At 39.8% G+C, this 15,895-nt stretch carries 11 protein-coding genes and 1 pseudogene; 6 read left to right on the forward strand and 6 right to left on the reverse strand.

Features of this window, described 5'->3' with window-relative positions:
- Positions 1-114: 114 nt before the first annotated feature.
- Positions 115-1,353 carry a hypothetical protein gene (locus F7734_RS09265; RefSeq protein WP_155744388.1) on the reverse strand — a complete coding sequence of 413 codons (1,239 nt, stop codon included), beginning with the start codon at positions 1,351-1,353 and terminating at the stop codon, positions 115-117.
- Positions 1,354-1,731: 378 nt separating this feature from the next.
- The gene (locus F7734_RS09270; protein WP_155744389.1) at positions 1,732-2,613 is read right to left on the reverse strand and encodes a GNAT family N-acetyltransferase; all 882 of its coding nucleotides are present in this window, start codon (positions 2,611-2,613) and stop codon (positions 1,732-1,734) included.
- A 509-nt stretch (positions 2,614-3,122) separates the two neighbouring features.
- On the opposite strand from F7734_RS09270, the gene F7734_RS09275 reads away from it, so the two are divergent.
- Positions 3,123-3,488 (forward strand): Lin0512 family protein, encoded by a 366-nt coding sequence (locus F7734_RS09275; protein ID WP_155744390.1) that lies wholly within the window; start codon positions 3,123-3,125, stop codon positions 3,486-3,488.
- A gap of 20 nt (positions 3,489-3,508) precedes the next feature.
- On the opposite strand, the gene F7734_RS09280 is transcribed toward F7734_RS09275, so the two are convergent.
- On the reverse strand, positions 3,509-3,994 hold the full coding sequence (locus F7734_RS09280; RefSeq protein ID WP_155744391.1) for a phosphate-starvation-inducible PsiE family protein: 486 nt from the start codon (positions 3,992-3,994) through the stop codon (positions 3,509-3,511).
- Positions 3,995-4,352: 358 nt separating this feature from the next.
- On the opposite strand from F7734_RS09280, the gene F7734_RS09285 reads away from it, so the two are divergent.
- Both F7734_RS09285 and F7734_RS09290 read left to right on the forward strand, forming a co-directional pair.
- Positions 4,353-5,738, forward strand: a complete 1,386-nt coding sequence (locus F7734_RS09285) for a CHAT domain-containing protein (protein WP_347566154.1) — start codon at positions 4,353-4,355, stop codon at positions 5,736-5,738.
- A 27-nt stretch (positions 5,739-5,765) separates the two neighbouring features.
- Positions 5,766-9,089 (forward strand): pentapeptide repeat-containing protein, encoded by a 3,324-nt coding sequence (locus F7734_RS09290; RefSeq protein ID WP_155744392.1) that lies wholly within the window; start codon positions 5,766-5,768, stop codon positions 9,087-9,089.
- Between the two features lie 16 nt (positions 9,090-9,105).
- Here F7734_RS09290 and F7734_RS09295 read toward each other — a convergent pair whose 3' ends face one another.
- Complete coding sequence (locus F7734_RS09295) at positions 9,106-9,498, reverse strand: hypothetical protein (RefSeq protein ID WP_155744393.1); 393 nt, start codon at positions 9,496-9,498, stop codon at positions 9,106-9,108.
- Between the two features lie 354 nt (positions 9,499-9,852).
- On the opposite strand from F7734_RS09295, the gene F7734_RS09300 reads away from it, so the two are divergent.
- Positions 9,853-11,499: a hypothetical protein gene (locus tag F7734_RS09300; protein WP_155744394.1), complete on the forward strand. Its 1,647-nt coding sequence runs from the start codon at positions 9,853-9,855 to the stop codon at positions 11,497-11,499.
- 17 nt (positions 11,500-11,516) lie between these two features.
- Here F7734_RS09300 and metG read toward each other — a convergent pair.
- Positions 11,517-13,199 (reverse strand): annotated as a pseudogene (metG, locus tag F7734_RS09305) (methionine--tRNA ligase); the annotation flags it as partial.
- A 215-nt stretch (positions 13,200-13,414) separates the two neighbouring features.
- On the opposite strand from metG, the gene F7734_RS09310 reads away from it, so the two are divergent.
- Positions 13,415-14,158: an HMA2 domain-containing protein gene (locus F7734_RS09310; protein WP_155744396.1), complete on the forward strand. Its 744-nt coding sequence runs from the start codon at positions 13,415-13,417 to the stop codon at positions 14,156-14,158.
- A 278-nt stretch (positions 14,159-14,436) separates the two neighbouring features.
- Positions 14,437-14,844 carry a RidA family protein gene (locus tag F7734_RS09315; protein WP_155744397.1) on the forward strand — a complete coding sequence of 136 codons (408 nt, stop codon included), beginning with the start codon at positions 14,437-14,439 and terminating at the stop codon, positions 14,842-14,844.
- A gap of 3 nt (positions 14,845-14,847) precedes the next feature.
- On the opposite strand, the gene F7734_RS09320 is transcribed toward F7734_RS09315, so the two are convergent.
- Positions 14,848-15,642, reverse strand: coding sequence for a metallophosphoesterase (locus tag F7734_RS09320; protein ID WP_155744398.1), 795 nt, complete (start codon positions 15,640-15,642; stop codon positions 14,848-14,850).
- Positions 15,643-15,895: the final 253 nt, after the last annotated feature.

Consider the following 15,895-nt stretch of genomic DNA (forward strand, 5'->3'; position numbering starts at 1 on the left):
TTGGTGTCGGCGCGGGAGTATTTTTTGTAAGAGATGATTTATAAAGTAAACATTAAGAAAAGCGTAGGTTGGGTTGAGGAACGAAACGCAACATTTATGCGGTACTTTATCCTTTTACAAATGAGAGGAACTTTGAGAATACCCGCACTCCCTACAGTACGGCAAATGTTTGTATGTGAAGTTATGACAGTTTGGGCATTCAGTGTATTGATGGTAACCGCAATGGGAACAGTAAACGTCATGATGACGAATTTTTTTGGCACACTTAAGACAGCGTGATTTTTGGACTCTATTAGCTGCTTGAACTTTGGGATTAAAGATAACTTTTTGGATAAATTTGATAAGTCCAAAACCAATCAGTGGAATCAGCAAGATATAAACATAACTGATAAGGAAAAGCAATCCTCCAAAAATAGTGCTAATGACATTAAAAAGAAACTCGAATATAGCACCAAACTGTAAAAATTCAAAGATTTTTAGAATCAGTGGAATAAAAAAGATAACTAACAAATGCCAGCTAATTAACGAGATAAGCCCGTAGCCTCTCGCTCCAGCAAATCTATGAACTGATAAGGCAAGGAGAATCAGTGGGAGGAGAAAGATAGACTGAAAAGCAAATTGGATGCTAGGATACCAAAACGCTGCTTGTTTATAACCTTTTTCAACCGTACTAAATTTTCCCTCATCTTTAAGAAAATTTATAAAATTGACACTTTCTGGTTTGGCAAGCAGTTGATTTTTTAAATTAGAAATTTCCCGGATAAGTGTAGAAATATTGTTAGCATTTTGCTCTAAAGTTTGTTTGGCTTTTTCAGCACCAACTGGATTAATAGATTCAGAGCGGGGTTGACCTGCAAGTTTTTCTAAAAGCGTGGAATCATATCGATCGCGAATGTTACGATTATCTTGTTCGAGTTTACTGATGTTTGTTTGTTTTTGGTCAATAGTTTTTATAGTTTGTTGGTTTTTAGAGGTATAAATCTTATCTTTGTACCCAGCATAGTTCAAACAGAATTCAGTAACTTTACCTAAATGTCCTTCTTGGATTTGCTGGTAATTCCTTTGAAAGGATGGCTCGGTATTTGTGTCAGTTAATAACAACCTAATAATTTCATAGTCTTTATCTTTATCGGTTTGTGTTCGATAATTATTCCACTCGGAATAACACGGGTAAGCTTGGGAAGGACTGAGATGCCATCTACTAATATCATCTAGACCCGTAAAAACATTGATTAAGATAAATATATCGATAAAAATAATGACAATCAAACTCACCTTATTTAAGGGTTCATTGTTGATTGTCCTTGACTTAGTAAAAAATTGTCTTAAAAGACGGCGGATTCTAGCAAGCATATTAGCTCTTAAGAGGATGTTTGAAAAGTTGTTTGTTGTGCTTTTAACCACATTATTACCCCCTTAATCCCCCTTGTAAAGGGGGAAACAAGAAAAATTCAGTTCCCTCCCTTTACAAGGGGAGGGTTAGGGTGGGGTAAAAAATATTTGATACATCAATCATGACTTTTAAAACATCCTCTAAATAGTTGTTATTTAACTTATGACCAATTTGAAACAAGAAGATGACAGATAGTTGAATGAAATTAAGTCCAATCGCGACTTTACCAATCCAAAATCCAAAATCTAAAATCAAAAATGGTATGATTTATTTTAATCACTAATTTCTTACTTGTCTCGCTCGCCACTGGTGACTGCTCACTGATGACTGGTCATTGATTAACAACGTGCTGAACGTTGTAGCATAAAAGTCTCCTTTTCGGGCGCAAACTCACCACGAACCATAAGGTAATCATCGCCGTTTAATCGGTGAGGAAATTCTTGAGCCTCAACATTGAAACGATCGGGACTGAAATAAATTTCTACTTCCTCAATAGGGTGGGGTATCCTGTCCACAATAGCTTGCAGAGAGCAAAGTTTTGGTCCTACCAAATCAAAAAGCTTGAGTTTACTACCTTCTATGTTCATGCAAACTAGAACATCTAAGTCTTCTGCATAAAATAACGGATTGCGACTTTCAATGACACAGAAAAGCGCTTTTGCTTTTGTAACTCCTAAAATGTGAGAAACAGGTTCCCGTGTCTCTAATAGTCTGTTCAATAAACTGATATCATTATCATTGCCAGTGTCTAGTAATCGGAAGCCATGAGTACCGCCTGTTGGATTGCACTTAGCAACGAACATATGTTCTTTAATATAGCGAAAGCCAAAAGGTTCATATAATTCGGGCTGAGAAGTAGTCAATACTGAAGTTTTGTAACGGCGATCGCAGTAATCCAAAACTTCTTCCATCACTTCTCGGTAATAACCCCGTCTCCGAAATTCAGGATGGGTAGACACTCCATGAACTCCGGACACTGTCACTAGTTCCCCCATAAAATACATAGGTATTTCAAGAACACCAACATGAGTAACAGCAATATTACCCTCAAAGCGTATAAACGGAGTTGAAGCCGATTCCCAAGATGCACCAAGCTTAGAAGCGTGTTCTGCTGCATTAGTAATTCCAAGTCCGGGAAAAACAATCTCTAGCAAGTTAAACAGGTGTTTGCTTAAGGTTGGATCGCTCTGAAAAGAACGTTGAAAGCGATACTTTTTCATAACTGTTTCATGGGATTGGGATGTTTTTTTCTATACTACATATGCTACACGAGAAATTCCTGATGAACAAGATTCCCGACTTCTTTTGGGTCAGACCCCCCACCTCGTTCCCAGCCTCAGGCTGGGAATGCCTAAGTGGAGGCTCCGCCTCCTATATAATAAAGAACAGTTTATCAGCCTGCATTTCTAAGTAGAACCATCGGAGAGACAAGGAAGTCAAGTAGGGTGGGCAATGCTAGCCCTGTCAAAGTGGATTAAAATTTCAGGAAATCAATCGTCTTCTCACCTCTTACCTCTGGGTACTCTGCGCCTGGAGCGGTTAAATAACTGACTTTTGAACCGCTCCAGGCACAGAGTACCCAGAGGAAAAAAATGTTGCCTTGCCACATGAATCAAAATTTTGTGAGTCACTTTGACAGGGCTATCTTACAAATCAGATAGGATTGCTATGGTAGGCTGATTTGAGAAAAATAATCCAGCACTTTTTCCAACTTACAAGGTAGGTCAAAATGACACGCAAACGCCTGATTATTGAAATGGGGATGGGTATTGACCAACACGGACAAGAACCAACTGTTGCAGCAGCAAGGGCTGTGAGAAATGCGATCGCACACAATGCCTTACCTGGAGTTTGGGAAGTTGCTGGATTGAGCGATCCAAATGAGATGATAGTTGAGGTACAGGTTGCTGTTCCTTATCCGGAACAGGTGAGAGAAGAGGAAGTTTTAGCTGTGCTACCCTTTGGGCGGAAAACACTGACAGTAGAGTCTGGGGGAATGATTGTTCAGGGCAAAGCCATTCCGGTACTTAATGATAAAAATGATGAAATGTTAATCGCAGTTGCGGCTGTAACCGTTTTAATCAGTGACCAGTGACCAATGACCAATGACCAGTGTTAATCGGCTAGTAATTGGGTGCTTTCTTCCGGTTGTTCAAGATCGGGAACTTTGACGTGTTCGAGAAAGCGAGACATCCATGGTAAAGCAGCAAGTATTCCCCCTAACACGATTAAAAATACAGAGATTCCAAAAATCTGATCTCTAGGAATCTCCAGAACGCCACGTAAAATTACCTCTCGCAAAGCAGAAACAATGGTAATTTCTACGGCTGCACCTACGGATATTCGCCGTTCTTGAAGGTAATCAATTAACAGGCGAAACAATTCTACTAGAATCAAAATAAACAAGATATCAGACGTGATTTCCCGCAAATCTAACGGATGTACGAGAGAGAAAAACATAGCTCCCAAGCGTATAAGCATTACACAGAATAAACCAAGGCAGAGAGAGATAACAATAATATCTTGAAAAAATTCTAGGTTACGTACAATCCTATCTCGCTGGAACCAATGATTTAACCCTGTCATGAGGCGTTTTGGCATGGCTACTCCGGACAGTCTAGATTCACGCTTTCATCATAGGCAATTTTAAAATTAAAATTTAAATTAAAAATTACAAATTGAATGTTTCTAAATGAAGGATTGTCTGCTCATCAATAATTTTCACGTGGAAAGGGAGTAACTTTAGAGCACTAAATCTTTCGGAATAGTATTAAATTATACTTTTGATAAGAGTTATATTCTTAACTTTTCTTTATAAGAAATACGGGAAAAAGTGAAATTCTGGCTTTTATGGGAAAATTTTATAATTTAGTAATAAGAGTAAAAGTACTTAGACTGGTCGAGCCTTCCATCTATAATAAAGAAAATTTAATATGTTGATTCACAACGACTACTAATAGTGCGAGTCAGCTATACAGCTCATGCTAGATACAGCGATCGTCTCCGGAAATCCGAATTTCTAATGAGTAACAATCCCAATCAACCCCGGAAAATTTTGCTTTTGTCAGCAAACCCTACAGATAGCAGTCAGCTTCGTCTGAGTGAGGAGATGCGCGAAATTAAAGAGGGATTGAAACGCTCAAAAATGCGCGACCAGTATTCAGTTGTTACGGCGGAAGCAGTACGATACATGGACATACATAGAGTTCTTCTGGAGTACGAACCCTATATCATTCACTTTTCGGGACATGGGGCGCAAGAAAAAGGCTTGGTCTTTGAAGACGAGTTAGGTCAAACCAAGTTAGTGAGTGCAGAAGCATTAGCAGAATTGTTTCAACTGTTTGCTGACCAAGTAGAATGTGTTGTCCTTAATACCTGTTATTCAGAGATACAGGCTCATGCGATCGCAAAACATATTCAGTACGTGATTGGTATGAGCCAAGAAATCAGGGATACGGATGCTATTAAATTTTCAATTGGCTTTTACGATGCATTGTGGTCTGGTAAAACTGTGGACTTTGCGTATCAGCTTGGTTGTTCACTTATGAGAGTAGCAGATTTTCCAGCCCATATGACTCCTACATTAATCACCAGCTCTAAAACTCTATCTTCTTCAATTCCTTTAAGAAATCAAAATCCACAAACATCCTACTTAGGTAAGACTATTCTTCTAAAAAGACCCTACTTGAAAAATACTGATGATTCCTCATTAGTCTGTCAAAATGTAGGTGATTTTAACTCTGAAGAGAACGATAGTAATATAAAGTTTTTACTTATGAAAATTCACGTAGAACCCGTAGACTCGCATAAAGTTAATTTATATATCATTGCAAATTTTAGCGAGCAACGGATCGAGGTGAATGGTGTTACAATTTGGTTTGGGTTGAAGCGGGGACAACTAAAACTGTGTTTAAAAAACGGCATTATCCCTATTGAATCCGTAGATACATCTCAGTTCGTAAATTGTCAGGTTGATATGTCAGGAGGAGTAGAAAACGATATATGCTGGACTTTTCAAGCAAATACAATACAAAATGGTACACTAAAATGTTTAATTAATCGAATTAAGTTGGGAACTGTAGTTAAAAGTATGCAGCAAACAACATCGCAGCAACCTGTTGATATAGAAGATAGTACGATGTGCTCTATAAAAGCAACCTTTGAAGCTACCTCGATCGCAGATTTCTGCATCACTGAAATTGAGAATGAGAATGAGGAGAAGAACTCGGTTTTGGAATTTTTTAGAAAGAAAAAGAAAAAAGCAGTTGCTGAAAGGTTAATTCTTCTTAATTATTTAAAACCACGAATGAAACCTTGCATAGTTCAAGCAGAGTTTAATGTTTAAGCAACCTACGGCTAGAAAAGGAATTCTATGAATAAGGAACCATCTTTGCCAGATTTGTTGCAAGATTTAGCCCAAACAGAAACAAACCAATTTTCTGAATTAGTGCAAATTGCTGGGTTAAATTTACATAAAGATTTTGAAGGGATTGACCTGAGTGGTGAAGACTTAAGCGAAGATAATTTGAGTCAGGCAAATCTCAGTTTTGCCAACTTAAGCGATACTAACTTAAGAAGTACAAATCTCAGTGGTGCCAATTTAAGAGGTGCCAACTTAAGTGGAGCTAATCTCAGAAATGCGAATTTAAGCCATGCCGATCTGAGTGGTGCAAATCTCAGTGATGCTCATCTTGTTGGTGTTAATTTAAATGATGCTATTCTCTGTCAAGCTAACCTCAATGGTGCTAACTTGAAAAGTGTTAATTTGACAAATACTGATTTGAGTGGTGCCAATCTTAGGGATGCAAATCTCAAAGATACCAAGCTGAGAAATATCGATGGTTTAGGCAACGAATCTGTCATTACAATACAAGAAAAGGCTTTTGAACCTTTTTTAGAAGCGGATAAAGAAATAACACAAGCCATTGCAGATTTATTTGGTCAGGAAACTATTTTAGATGATGTTAGTAAGGAAATTCAAGAATCACTGGGTTTTGACTTTGTTAGCATATCATTAGTTATACCCGAACAAGATACTATTGAAGCAGTATACGGAATTGGTATTGCAGGAAGATGGGTCGATCGAGCAAGACATTATCTTAATGCCGACCAAGATATCAGAGATATTCAAGCAGATATTGTTAAGACTTATCACACTGAAATCATATCTGGATGGGATAAACGATTCGATCGCTGGATTTATGAAAACTTTCAACACGATCGACTGAGCCGTGTGTTTTCTCCTATTTTATTAGTTCATGATGAGCAAGGAAAAGAAATTGAAAATTGGTTTGAAAATTATGATTGGGGTAAGAATTTTATTCCCTGTTCGGGAAATAGCGAAGGCAATAATAAAGTTTTCCGAATGGAACCATTACCTGGTGGTTCCCCACCTGTAGTTATCGGTACAGTAGAAGCAGGTTATGAAAATCCTAATAGACCAATTACATACCAACAAGCAACCAATCTTGCTCAATTGATTGCAAGAAGGGCATTAGACATTCGTCGTGGTAGTTTGCGTTATGTATTAAAAACTATTGCTGAAAATGCAAAACGCATTTTTCATGCTGACTTAACTACATTGCATTTTTTATGGGAACCACAGGAAGAACGTTACATTTACGAAGTGTTTGCTGGCGATCCCGGTAATATTCCCTTACAACGCTTTTTTCCAAGGAAAAATGGGGTTGGATGGCGAAGTATTTCTGAAGGAAAGCTTCAGTACGTCACACATTTATCTTCAGTTCATAAAAACTCAGAAGTAGATTTTAGCCCAGTTGCGCTTGAAAGAGGAACAAAGACTTACGCCGCTTTTCCATTACTGATTAACGATCGCTACAAGGTCATACCACGAATAATTGCAACTCCTACCAGGCAAGGTAGTAGTGTGGAACGAGAACAGCATCTAATTCCTGTAGGAGTTTTATATGTTCATTTCCGCTACGAACATCAATTTATTGAAGAACTCAGCCGTCAGGGCGAATACTTTGCTAGTAAAGCTGTTGATGCGATTTGGCACACTACAATATATCAAAAAATGCGTGAAGAAGCGCGACAGTTAGCCACTCTTCAATATGTAACGCAATCTCTAAGCCAAATAGAAAATAATTTACTAGGCCATATTGCTTGGAATACACTTAATGTACTGGCAGCAGATTTAGTTGTTATTTACGAATATATTCAGACGGAAAAACAATTTCTCACTCCACCTAGCCTTGCAGGAATGTTGATTCAAGAAGATGCAATGGAGTCGGAAGTTCCCGAACAAAGTGTGCCTTTTTTACTGATTCAACATGAAACAAATATTTATGTTTCAAACATTTCTCAAGAACCTATCTTTAAAAATTCAATTTTTACGCAAAGAGAAGAAATTCAATCGGTTGCTGGCATTTTATTGAGAGTCGATAAAGATATTGTTGGGGTTATGTTCATTAACTACCGACGACCTCACATTTTTCTAAATGAAGAAAAACAAATGATTAGCTCCATTGCCTCTTCTGCAGCAAGTGCTATCAAAAATCAACGTTGGTTGCAAACATTAGATGGCATTGAGCGAGAAATTATAACAACTTTAGATTGGGAGCATTTGCAAGAATTAATTGTGCAAAAAGCAGTGCAAAACACGGGTGCTGATATAGGAGTGATTAGCATGGTTGAACCCGGAACTCGCGAACTTGTTGCCAAAGCTAAATATCCTGCTTATAAGCAAATTGAAAATGCGTCTTTCAACATGAAAATGGGTGAAGGAATTACTGGTTGGGTAGCAATGCACCGCAAGCCAGCATTAGTAGATGATGTTGAAATAGATAAGCGCTACATATGCTATTTTGCTGACAGCCGTTCAGAACTTTGCGTACCTCTTTTAGATAAAGATAGTCAGGTACTAGGCGTGCTGAATGTAGAAAGTCGTCAAAAAGCAAAATTTAAACAAAAAGACCTGGGAAGGCTAGAATTCCTAGCTGGTTTGGCGGTTATTGCTATTCAGAATGCACAGAATGCAGAAAAAAAAGAGCAAAAGAGTATAAAGGAAGTATTAACTAGTGTCGGTAATGTTTCTGGCAAAGTTCTCAATAAAATGAACAGTGGTATTAGCACAGTCGAAGGGTTGTTACGAGAAATCATTAGCGGCTTAAATGAAAATAATGTTGAAGCCAGCAAAAATACAGGAAATACTGCTCTCAGTTTTGTCGATCAAATGAGTCAAACCCTAAGAGGTCTTAAGATTGCTCAAGAGGAGAAACCTCAACCTCTCGATCTTCATAAGATAGTAGATATGGTTCTTAGTGAAATTCCACAATTTCATGGAGTCAAGCTATCTATTAATATTCCAATTAATTTACCCAAAGTGTTAAGTGGCGAACAGCAATTGCTGAATATTTTTTATCACCTCATACAAAATGCTGTAGATGCAATGCCAAATGGTGGTACGTTATCTCTCAATGCTATAACTCTAGAATTAGAAGGCAAACTGTGGGTGGAAGTCAAAGTTTCTGATACGGGCTTGGGGATCGCACCAGAAAAGTTCAACGAAATTTTTCAACTTGGGTTTACAACCAAAAGCGATCGCGGAAATATCGGTTTGGGTTTATGGTTGACTAAACTCCAAGTAGAGGGTTTGGGCGGAGTTTTAAAATTGGACAGTTCCCTCAATGAGGGTTCACACTTTACAGTCACATTACGAGCACATCAACAGTGACCACCTGACCAATAGATTAAAACTTGGAGAGTGGTAAGCGAATACCTGATTCAAGAGGAGGAATTTTATAGTAATTAACTGCCTCAGCAGGTTTAGATTCTTCGTTTTGCGGCTGCTCTAGTTTAGAACAGAGCTTGAGGTTAGCTGCAGGGTCTTTAATAAAGTCTAGGGGATCGATATCTTTACATTTTTTTTCACGTACCAGCCTAAAGGAGGTAGAGGTTGGTTTTTGATTGTTAATTCGCGTATTACCTATTTGATTTTCTATAGAAGCTGGCTTCACCATCAAAAGAGAAGCTTGACCTGGATTTGTTGTAGAGGTCGAAACATTCTCTTCATTAGCATAGGCTGGATGAGCTACAGCGATCGCACTCACGATTACAAGTAAGGCTGGTAGTGACCATTTCATAATTTAATCTCCCATGACGATGCTTGCCTTACAATAGCAACAGCATGTATGGCAAGCTTTCCGGTAATTTAGAAAAAAAGCAGTAAAGGTCTTATTGTGCAAAAGATGAGCCAAGCCTAGCATACTTAGAGAGATATTGCCAGAATTTCAGACACATATTTTACAAATTTTTTATCAGTGGTGTGAAATGTGCTTGGAATTACGTTAAGAATAGTGACAAGAAGAATGTATATTTTTTTCTCTAAATCATAGTAGAGCATTGACAATGTTTCAACTAGCTTGTAACTTCAGAGCGTCGGCTTCAAAGTAAGTATACCCCTCAAAGTGGGTGAGAGCCGTCAGAAGGAGGTAAAAATGTCTAACGCTTCGTTGAGTCATTCCTGGTCCCCCCCTACACGTTCCTTTTTACCGCTCATCTTAATCCGTGGTTTTGGAGGTCTCGACGTTTCAGAGGAGAAGAAAAGCACTTACCAGGGATTTAACGATGGCTCTGTCTATCCCCAAAAGCAGGGCGAAAACTACATCTACGAGGGGCTAATCCTTCGTTTTCTAAAGTCGAACTGGAAGTACCAAGATGCAACCAACGTTGTCGGCTACTATGGCAAAGAAATACAGCAACAGCGGGACAACCTTTGTCCAGAGTTGCAACCGTTGGATCGACTGGGCTTCTTTTCTGGGAGCAAAGTTGTCATCGATCCAGCTATGGCGCTACGCCTCATCCAATCAAATGACGACCCAAGCAAGACTCTCTGGGTTTTCCGCTATTACGATCTTGACGACCGAGCTTTCAAAACCTATGGTCAGGCGCTCGTCCGGCTTATCGATTTTATTCGCACGCTCATTCAGATAAAAACACCAATCGTAGACCCAAAAGTCAATAAAGTTAATATTATTGCTCACTCAATGGGCGGACTGATTGTGCGCGAGGCAATTCAATCCGCCTATCAAAGTCAAGATAGAGTGGGTAAGGCAACAGCTGATGAATCCATCAACAAGATTGTCACCCTAGGAACGCCCCATCAAGGGATTTCCTTCCAGGTTTTAGGGCAATTGCGGTGGTTAAATCTGAGTGCAGAAGATGAACTCAAACGCTTCGATCCTAACTGGCAGGATGAGAAATATGAGCATAATCCTCTTTCGTACAAGCATTTTGGCAACCACTTTCCCCTCGAACGACTGCTGACAGTGGTTGGTACAAACTATCGCACTTACAATATCGGGGCTGCAACGGTTTTGAATCGATTATTCTCCGTGTCAGGAGAATACGGTCCAAACTATAACCGGAGTGACGGGCTAGTTAAGCAGGCATACGCGCAGATCCCAGGCGCACCGAGAACTTTCGTCAACAAGTGCCACGGAGGTTTTGACTCCTTGATTACTGCTCGCGAGTCATTTGAGGTAGCAACGCGCTTTTTCTTTGGGGACGTGCGTGTACGCCTCCGCTTAGTACACGCAAAAATTAAGAGTGGTAGAGATATATTTGGCAAGAGCGAGTTTTTCCTGGGTGTGTCCATCAAGCCGCGCAGTGTGGATTTCGAGCTTTTCCACCAAAGCAAAGAAGCGGAAAACTGTTATGGACCGTTCCGGGAACTTGATTTGAGCGATCGCGAGGATACCGTTGCCTTTCCTTGGGCGGGTAAAAACCGACTCATTTGGGAGGGGTTTCTCCTAAGAAATCCAGAGAAGGACGACCTTGTGATGCGGCTGGAAATTTATGTTGGAGAACGTGATTTTTTTGGTATGGGTTTCTCGGATAACTTGATTGTGCATGAAGATTATTTCGTTCGTGCTGTCCTGTCTCAATCCGGGGTGAAACTCTACCTCTATCCCGACCAACAATTAGCTGCTGAGAGCGAGACTGAGATGACGAACGTGGATGGTGGTTTCCAATTCAGCGTGAACGAAAAAAGTTTTGATGGCACTTTCGTCGTTGAGTTCGATAATATTCCTGATATAGGACAGCCAAAACCGTTCACCAGTGGGGGACTCGCAGGGGGCTAAGGGGGATTATAAGCCGTTTACTCCTTCATACCAAATCTGGCTGATAACTCTTGAATTTCTGCCTCCTCCAACTTACGGAATAGTGGTGCGATTGCACGAATTGCATAACCTAGAGGCAAAGCTTCAAAATTTACACTCTCACTAATCTTTGTCATTCTATCAGTTTCAGATAACTGCAATGCATCAAATAATTTGACCGAGGTAAAGGGAATAATTGGTGCAGAAACCAGAGCGTAAATTCTGATTAAATGAAGACAAGTCCGTACCGATTGGGCTGCTGCTTCACGGTCTATTTTAATCAACTTCCAAGGTGCTGTTGCATCAATATACTGATTGCCAACAGACCATAAGGAATAGAGAGCTTCTACTGCCTTGCGAAACTCCTTATTCTTTAAACAATTGCAGTATTTGCTGACAAGTATTTCACAGGTATTTTGTAACTCCCGTTCTTTTATACCAAAACTACCACCTTTTGGAACAGTTCCATCAAAATAATTGACCGTAAACTTGAGAGTTCGGTTCACAAAATTGCCCAATGTATCTGCCAACTCTTTATTAACCTTCACTTGAAATAACTCCCAAGTAAAAGCCGAATCAGCAGATTCAGGAATCATCGATAAAAGACTATATCGCCAATAATCTGCTTCATAAAGTGAGAGTGCTTGGTCTAGAAAAACTCCTCGTTTTGCACTCGTAGAGAACTTTCCACCATAATATGTAAGCCAGTTAAATCCTCTAATTTGGTCAGCTAGTTTCCAGTTTTCTCGCGTACCCAGAATCATGGCTGGAAACATAATGGTATGGAATGGTAAGTTATCCTTAGCCATAAATTGCACGTACTGGGTATTTTCTGCATCGCGCCACCAAGTCTCCCAATCTTGGTTATTTTCTATTCCCCATCCTTTGGTTGCAGAAATATACCCTATGGGAGCATCAAACCAGACATAAAACACTTTTCCTTCAAATCCCGGACGAGGTACGGGAACTCCCCAAGCTATATCGCGGGTGATACACCTGTCTTTTAACCCTTCATTCAGCCACTTCATTGCAATTGATTGGGTGAGATGAGACCAATTGGGATGTGCTTCAACCCAAGCTTTTACCTCATCCACAAGTGCAGAAAGTTTTAAAAAGAGATGCCTAGTTTTTCGGACTTCCAAACGCTTGCTTCCAGAAATAGCCGAACGCGGTTCTATGAGATCGGGTGGGTCAAGCAATGATGTACAATTTTCACACTGGTCACCTCTAGCTGATTGATACCCGCAGTGCGGACAAGTTCCAATAATGTATCTATCTGGCAAAAAGCGATCGTCGTCAAGAGAGTAGACAAGATTCATCTCTCGTTCTTCAATCAAACCGTTTTTGTCCAGAGATTGGTAGAAATGCTGAGTTAATTCGTGGTTTTCAACTGAGGAGTTACGACCAAAATAATCAAACGACAAACCAAGATTTCTGTAAATTTCTGCTTGGACTTCGTGCATCCTTTGACAGAAAGTCTCTACATCCAGCCCTGCTTCCAAAGCAGCTATCTCAGTTGGTGTACCATGTTCGTCAGTGGCACAGATAAAGAGAACCGTTTCGCCTTCCTGTCTTAAATAACGGGCGTAAACATCTGCGGGAAGCATGGAACCAACAAAATTACCTAAGTGCTTGATGCCGTTTATATAAGGCAGCGCACTAGTAATTAAGTACTTAACCTTGCTGTCATCGGTAGTGTTGAGTGTTACTGATGGTGTGGAGAATTTATGGTCACCTCCGTACTAACTTTATGTATGATTTAATATTACTACTATAATACACCCTATTTGCACAATTGCACGCTGGATGAGGGCTACCTCTATCTCAAGAGAGATCTCCGCATATGTAAGGTGAATTATATTTAACTTATAACCCAGCTCCATTAACTTTGTCATAAATGACAAGAACTCTCAGTAAAGAGGGCGATTTAAGTACTCAGTTAAAACTGCCTCCTGAATCAATTTCTGAGTGGATACAAAGTGAGTTGCTCAAAGCAAGTCGAGCAGAATATGTTGCTGTTGAACAATCAGTCAGTTTTTGGAAAAAACAAAGATTCGATGTCCTTGGAATCCTAACAAGTCTAGTTGTCATTAGGATTTTAAAAATCAACGGTTGGGCAGTTATTCCACTCTGCTTAATAATGATAGGTACAACTTGTAAAGTAATTTCTCCCAAACCTAGATTGAGTCAGGGTCAGAAAGATTTATCAAATCCTGACTCGGTGGTTTACAGTGTTGTTCATGCGATCGCAGGACGGATCAGATTTCAGGTTCCCTTAATTGCCAAAGATTATCAATACGCGCAGCATCTGGAAGGATTGCTGAAAGCAGATAACCAAGCAACAAGCATTCGGATTAATCGTGATGCAGCATCCGTAGTTGTTAATTACAACCCTAACACAATCTCAGAAAAGCGAATGCGATCGCACGTAGCCAATTTGATTCAGTCTGCGAGAGATGCAGTGGTGACGGAAACCCTTACTACACCGTCAATTGTCCTCATTTGTTCCATAGAAATACGACAAGCCACAGTTTCATCAGACAGTTGCTGTTTGTTAAAAAGTAAAACAGGAAAACCACTTAAAGGTGGCGCATTAGGAGCAAGAACTCACAGACTTTACCGACTGGGGATATTAATTTAACGCCACTTTATTTCTTTGGGAGCAAACTTCCTACCACCTCGTTCCCAGCCGGAGGCTGAGAATGCCTTATGGGAGGCGGAGCCTCCTGTACTCTACCACAGAGTGCGAGGCGGAGCCTCGCTGCCTGTGTTCCCAGGTTCCGCCTGGGAACGAGAGTCGGGGATATAGTCACTGGTTACCGTTTTCAAGTAAAATATCTGTAGATTTTGCTGTTAATTTTCTTTAAATAAAATAAAAACACCAGAATCTACACTAAACATTAGCTAATTCCGACAAAAATGACATCTCTTTCCGATTCTATCGATTATTTGGCTTCCTCAGAGACAGAATCTCTCAATCTTCCGTTTCCTGAAGCCGTGCGTGTTGGTAATATGCTTTATCTATCGGGGGTTATTGGTAACATCCCTGGTGCGAAAGAATTAGTTCCCGGAGGAGTCGCCGCCGAAACAAAGCAGACGATGGAAAATATCAAACGCGTTCTTGAAAGATATGGATCGTCTCTCAACCAAGTCGTTAAAGTAACTGTGATACTTGCAGATATTAAAGAATGGAATGCAGTCAATGAAGTTTATATCACCTACTTTTCTAAAGATCGGCTTCCCGCAAGAACCGCCTTTGAAGCTAGCAAATTGATTTTAGATGCACACGTAGAAATGGAGTGTATCGCAGTAGTCCAGTCAATTTAATGCTCAATCTGCTACCATCACAACAACCCGAGTATCCACATTTAACACTTGAACTCCTTGAGACAGAGCAATCATGGGGACTTTCCAATGGGAATGACCGCAAATCACTAACAGGTCTTTGCCTCGAACAAGTTCAGCACGTATAGATTCGTTTCCTACTAACTTGGCATTTACGTCGTTAGGACCTTCATGTAGCACAAAAATATCTGGTGACTCATCAAGAAGCTGTGTGAGTAGTTTTCTGAAATCTTTTTCCGAACGACGGAAAGGTTTAGTTGATTTACCTATAATACCAGAAATTCCAGCGATACGCAATCCATCAAGACAGGTGATATTCCCATCTAAATAATTTATACCTTTTCCGTCCTGAAAGGCTCGAAATTCCTGTTGTGTTTTACCAAAACTGTCGTGATTTCCCCCTACTCCTGCAGTCCAACGAAAACGCTGGCGAAATGCTTGCCACACGTCACGAACATCACCTACACCACCACGCTTATCTACCTTTGCGTAAAAATCCCCCGCTAAGATGACACCTGTTGCTCTTAATGGCGGAATTTTTCCTAAAGAAGCCAATTTATCCAATTCTTCATTGACAAGATGACCAAGAAGGCGTTGGTTATTGCGATCGATACCTTGCAAGTCGCTTGTTGCAACAATCGCCTCCAACCCATCTGGTAGTGAATCAACACGAGCTAATAAAACAGGCAGCACTTTATTAACCACGCCAACCCCATTAGGCGAGTGGGTAATAAACGGTATATGATGAATAACTTGGTCAGATATAGAAAGGATTTGCATTGTTCATTCCGACACCCACAAATATTGTATGCTGCATGATTTCATTGCTTAACAAATTTATGTGAGTCCTATACATAATTCTAAAATCTCTACATAATAAGTAGTTTGTCTACAAGTTGTTACACATTTTTATAAATTTTGATTTTGAGGTCTTTTTCATGGCTATTGCCTTATTTGTAAAAAATTATTAAGAATAAAAGACTTTTCTTAATTTATGACAAAATTCTCAGTAAAACTACTGTGTTTACTTATG

The organism is Scytonema sp. UIC 10036, from assembly GCF_009725235.1.

What these genes read in the sequence shown, in the direction of transcription:
- F7734_RS09265 (WP_155744388.1), bottom strand. Translation starts at nt 1,353, where the DNA reads ATGCTTGCTAGAATCCGCCGTCTTTTAAGACAATTTTTTACTAAGTCA.
- F7734_RS09270 (WP_155744389.1), bottom strand. Translation starts at nt 2,613, where the DNA reads ATGAAAAAGTATCGCTTTCAACGTTCTTTTCAGAGCGATCCAACCTTA.
- F7734_RS09275 (WP_155744390.1), top strand. Translation starts at nt 3,123, where the DNA reads ATGACACGCAAACGCCTGATTATTGAAATGGGGATGGGTATTGACCAA.
- F7734_RS09280 (WP_155744391.1), bottom strand. Translation starts at nt 3,994, where the DNA reads ATGCCAAAACGCCTCATGACAGGGTTAAATCATTGGTTCCAGCGAGAT.
- F7734_RS09290 (WP_155744392.1), top strand. Translation starts at nt 5,766, where the DNA reads ATGAATAAGGAACCATCTTTGCCAGATTTGTTGCAAGATTTAGCCCAA.
- F7734_RS09295 (WP_155744393.1), bottom strand. Translation starts at nt 9,498, where the DNA reads ATGAAATGGTCACTACCAGCCTTACTTGTAATCGTGAGTGCGATCGCT.
- F7734_RS09300 (WP_155744394.1), top strand. Translation starts at nt 9,853, where the DNA reads ATGTCTAACGCTTCGTTGAGTCATTCCTGGTCCCCCCCTACACGTTCC.
- F7734_RS09310 (WP_155744396.1), top strand. Translation starts at nt 13,415, where the DNA reads ATGACAAGAACTCTCAGTAAAGAGGGCGATTTAAGTACTCAGTTAAAA.
- F7734_RS09315 (WP_155744397.1), top strand. Translation starts at nt 14,437, where the DNA reads ATGACATCTCTTTCCGATTCTATCGATTATTTGGCTTCCTCAGAGACA.
- F7734_RS09320 (WP_155744398.1), bottom strand. Translation starts at nt 15,642, where the DNA reads ATGCAAATCCTTTCTATATCTGACCAAGTTATTCATCATATACCGTTT.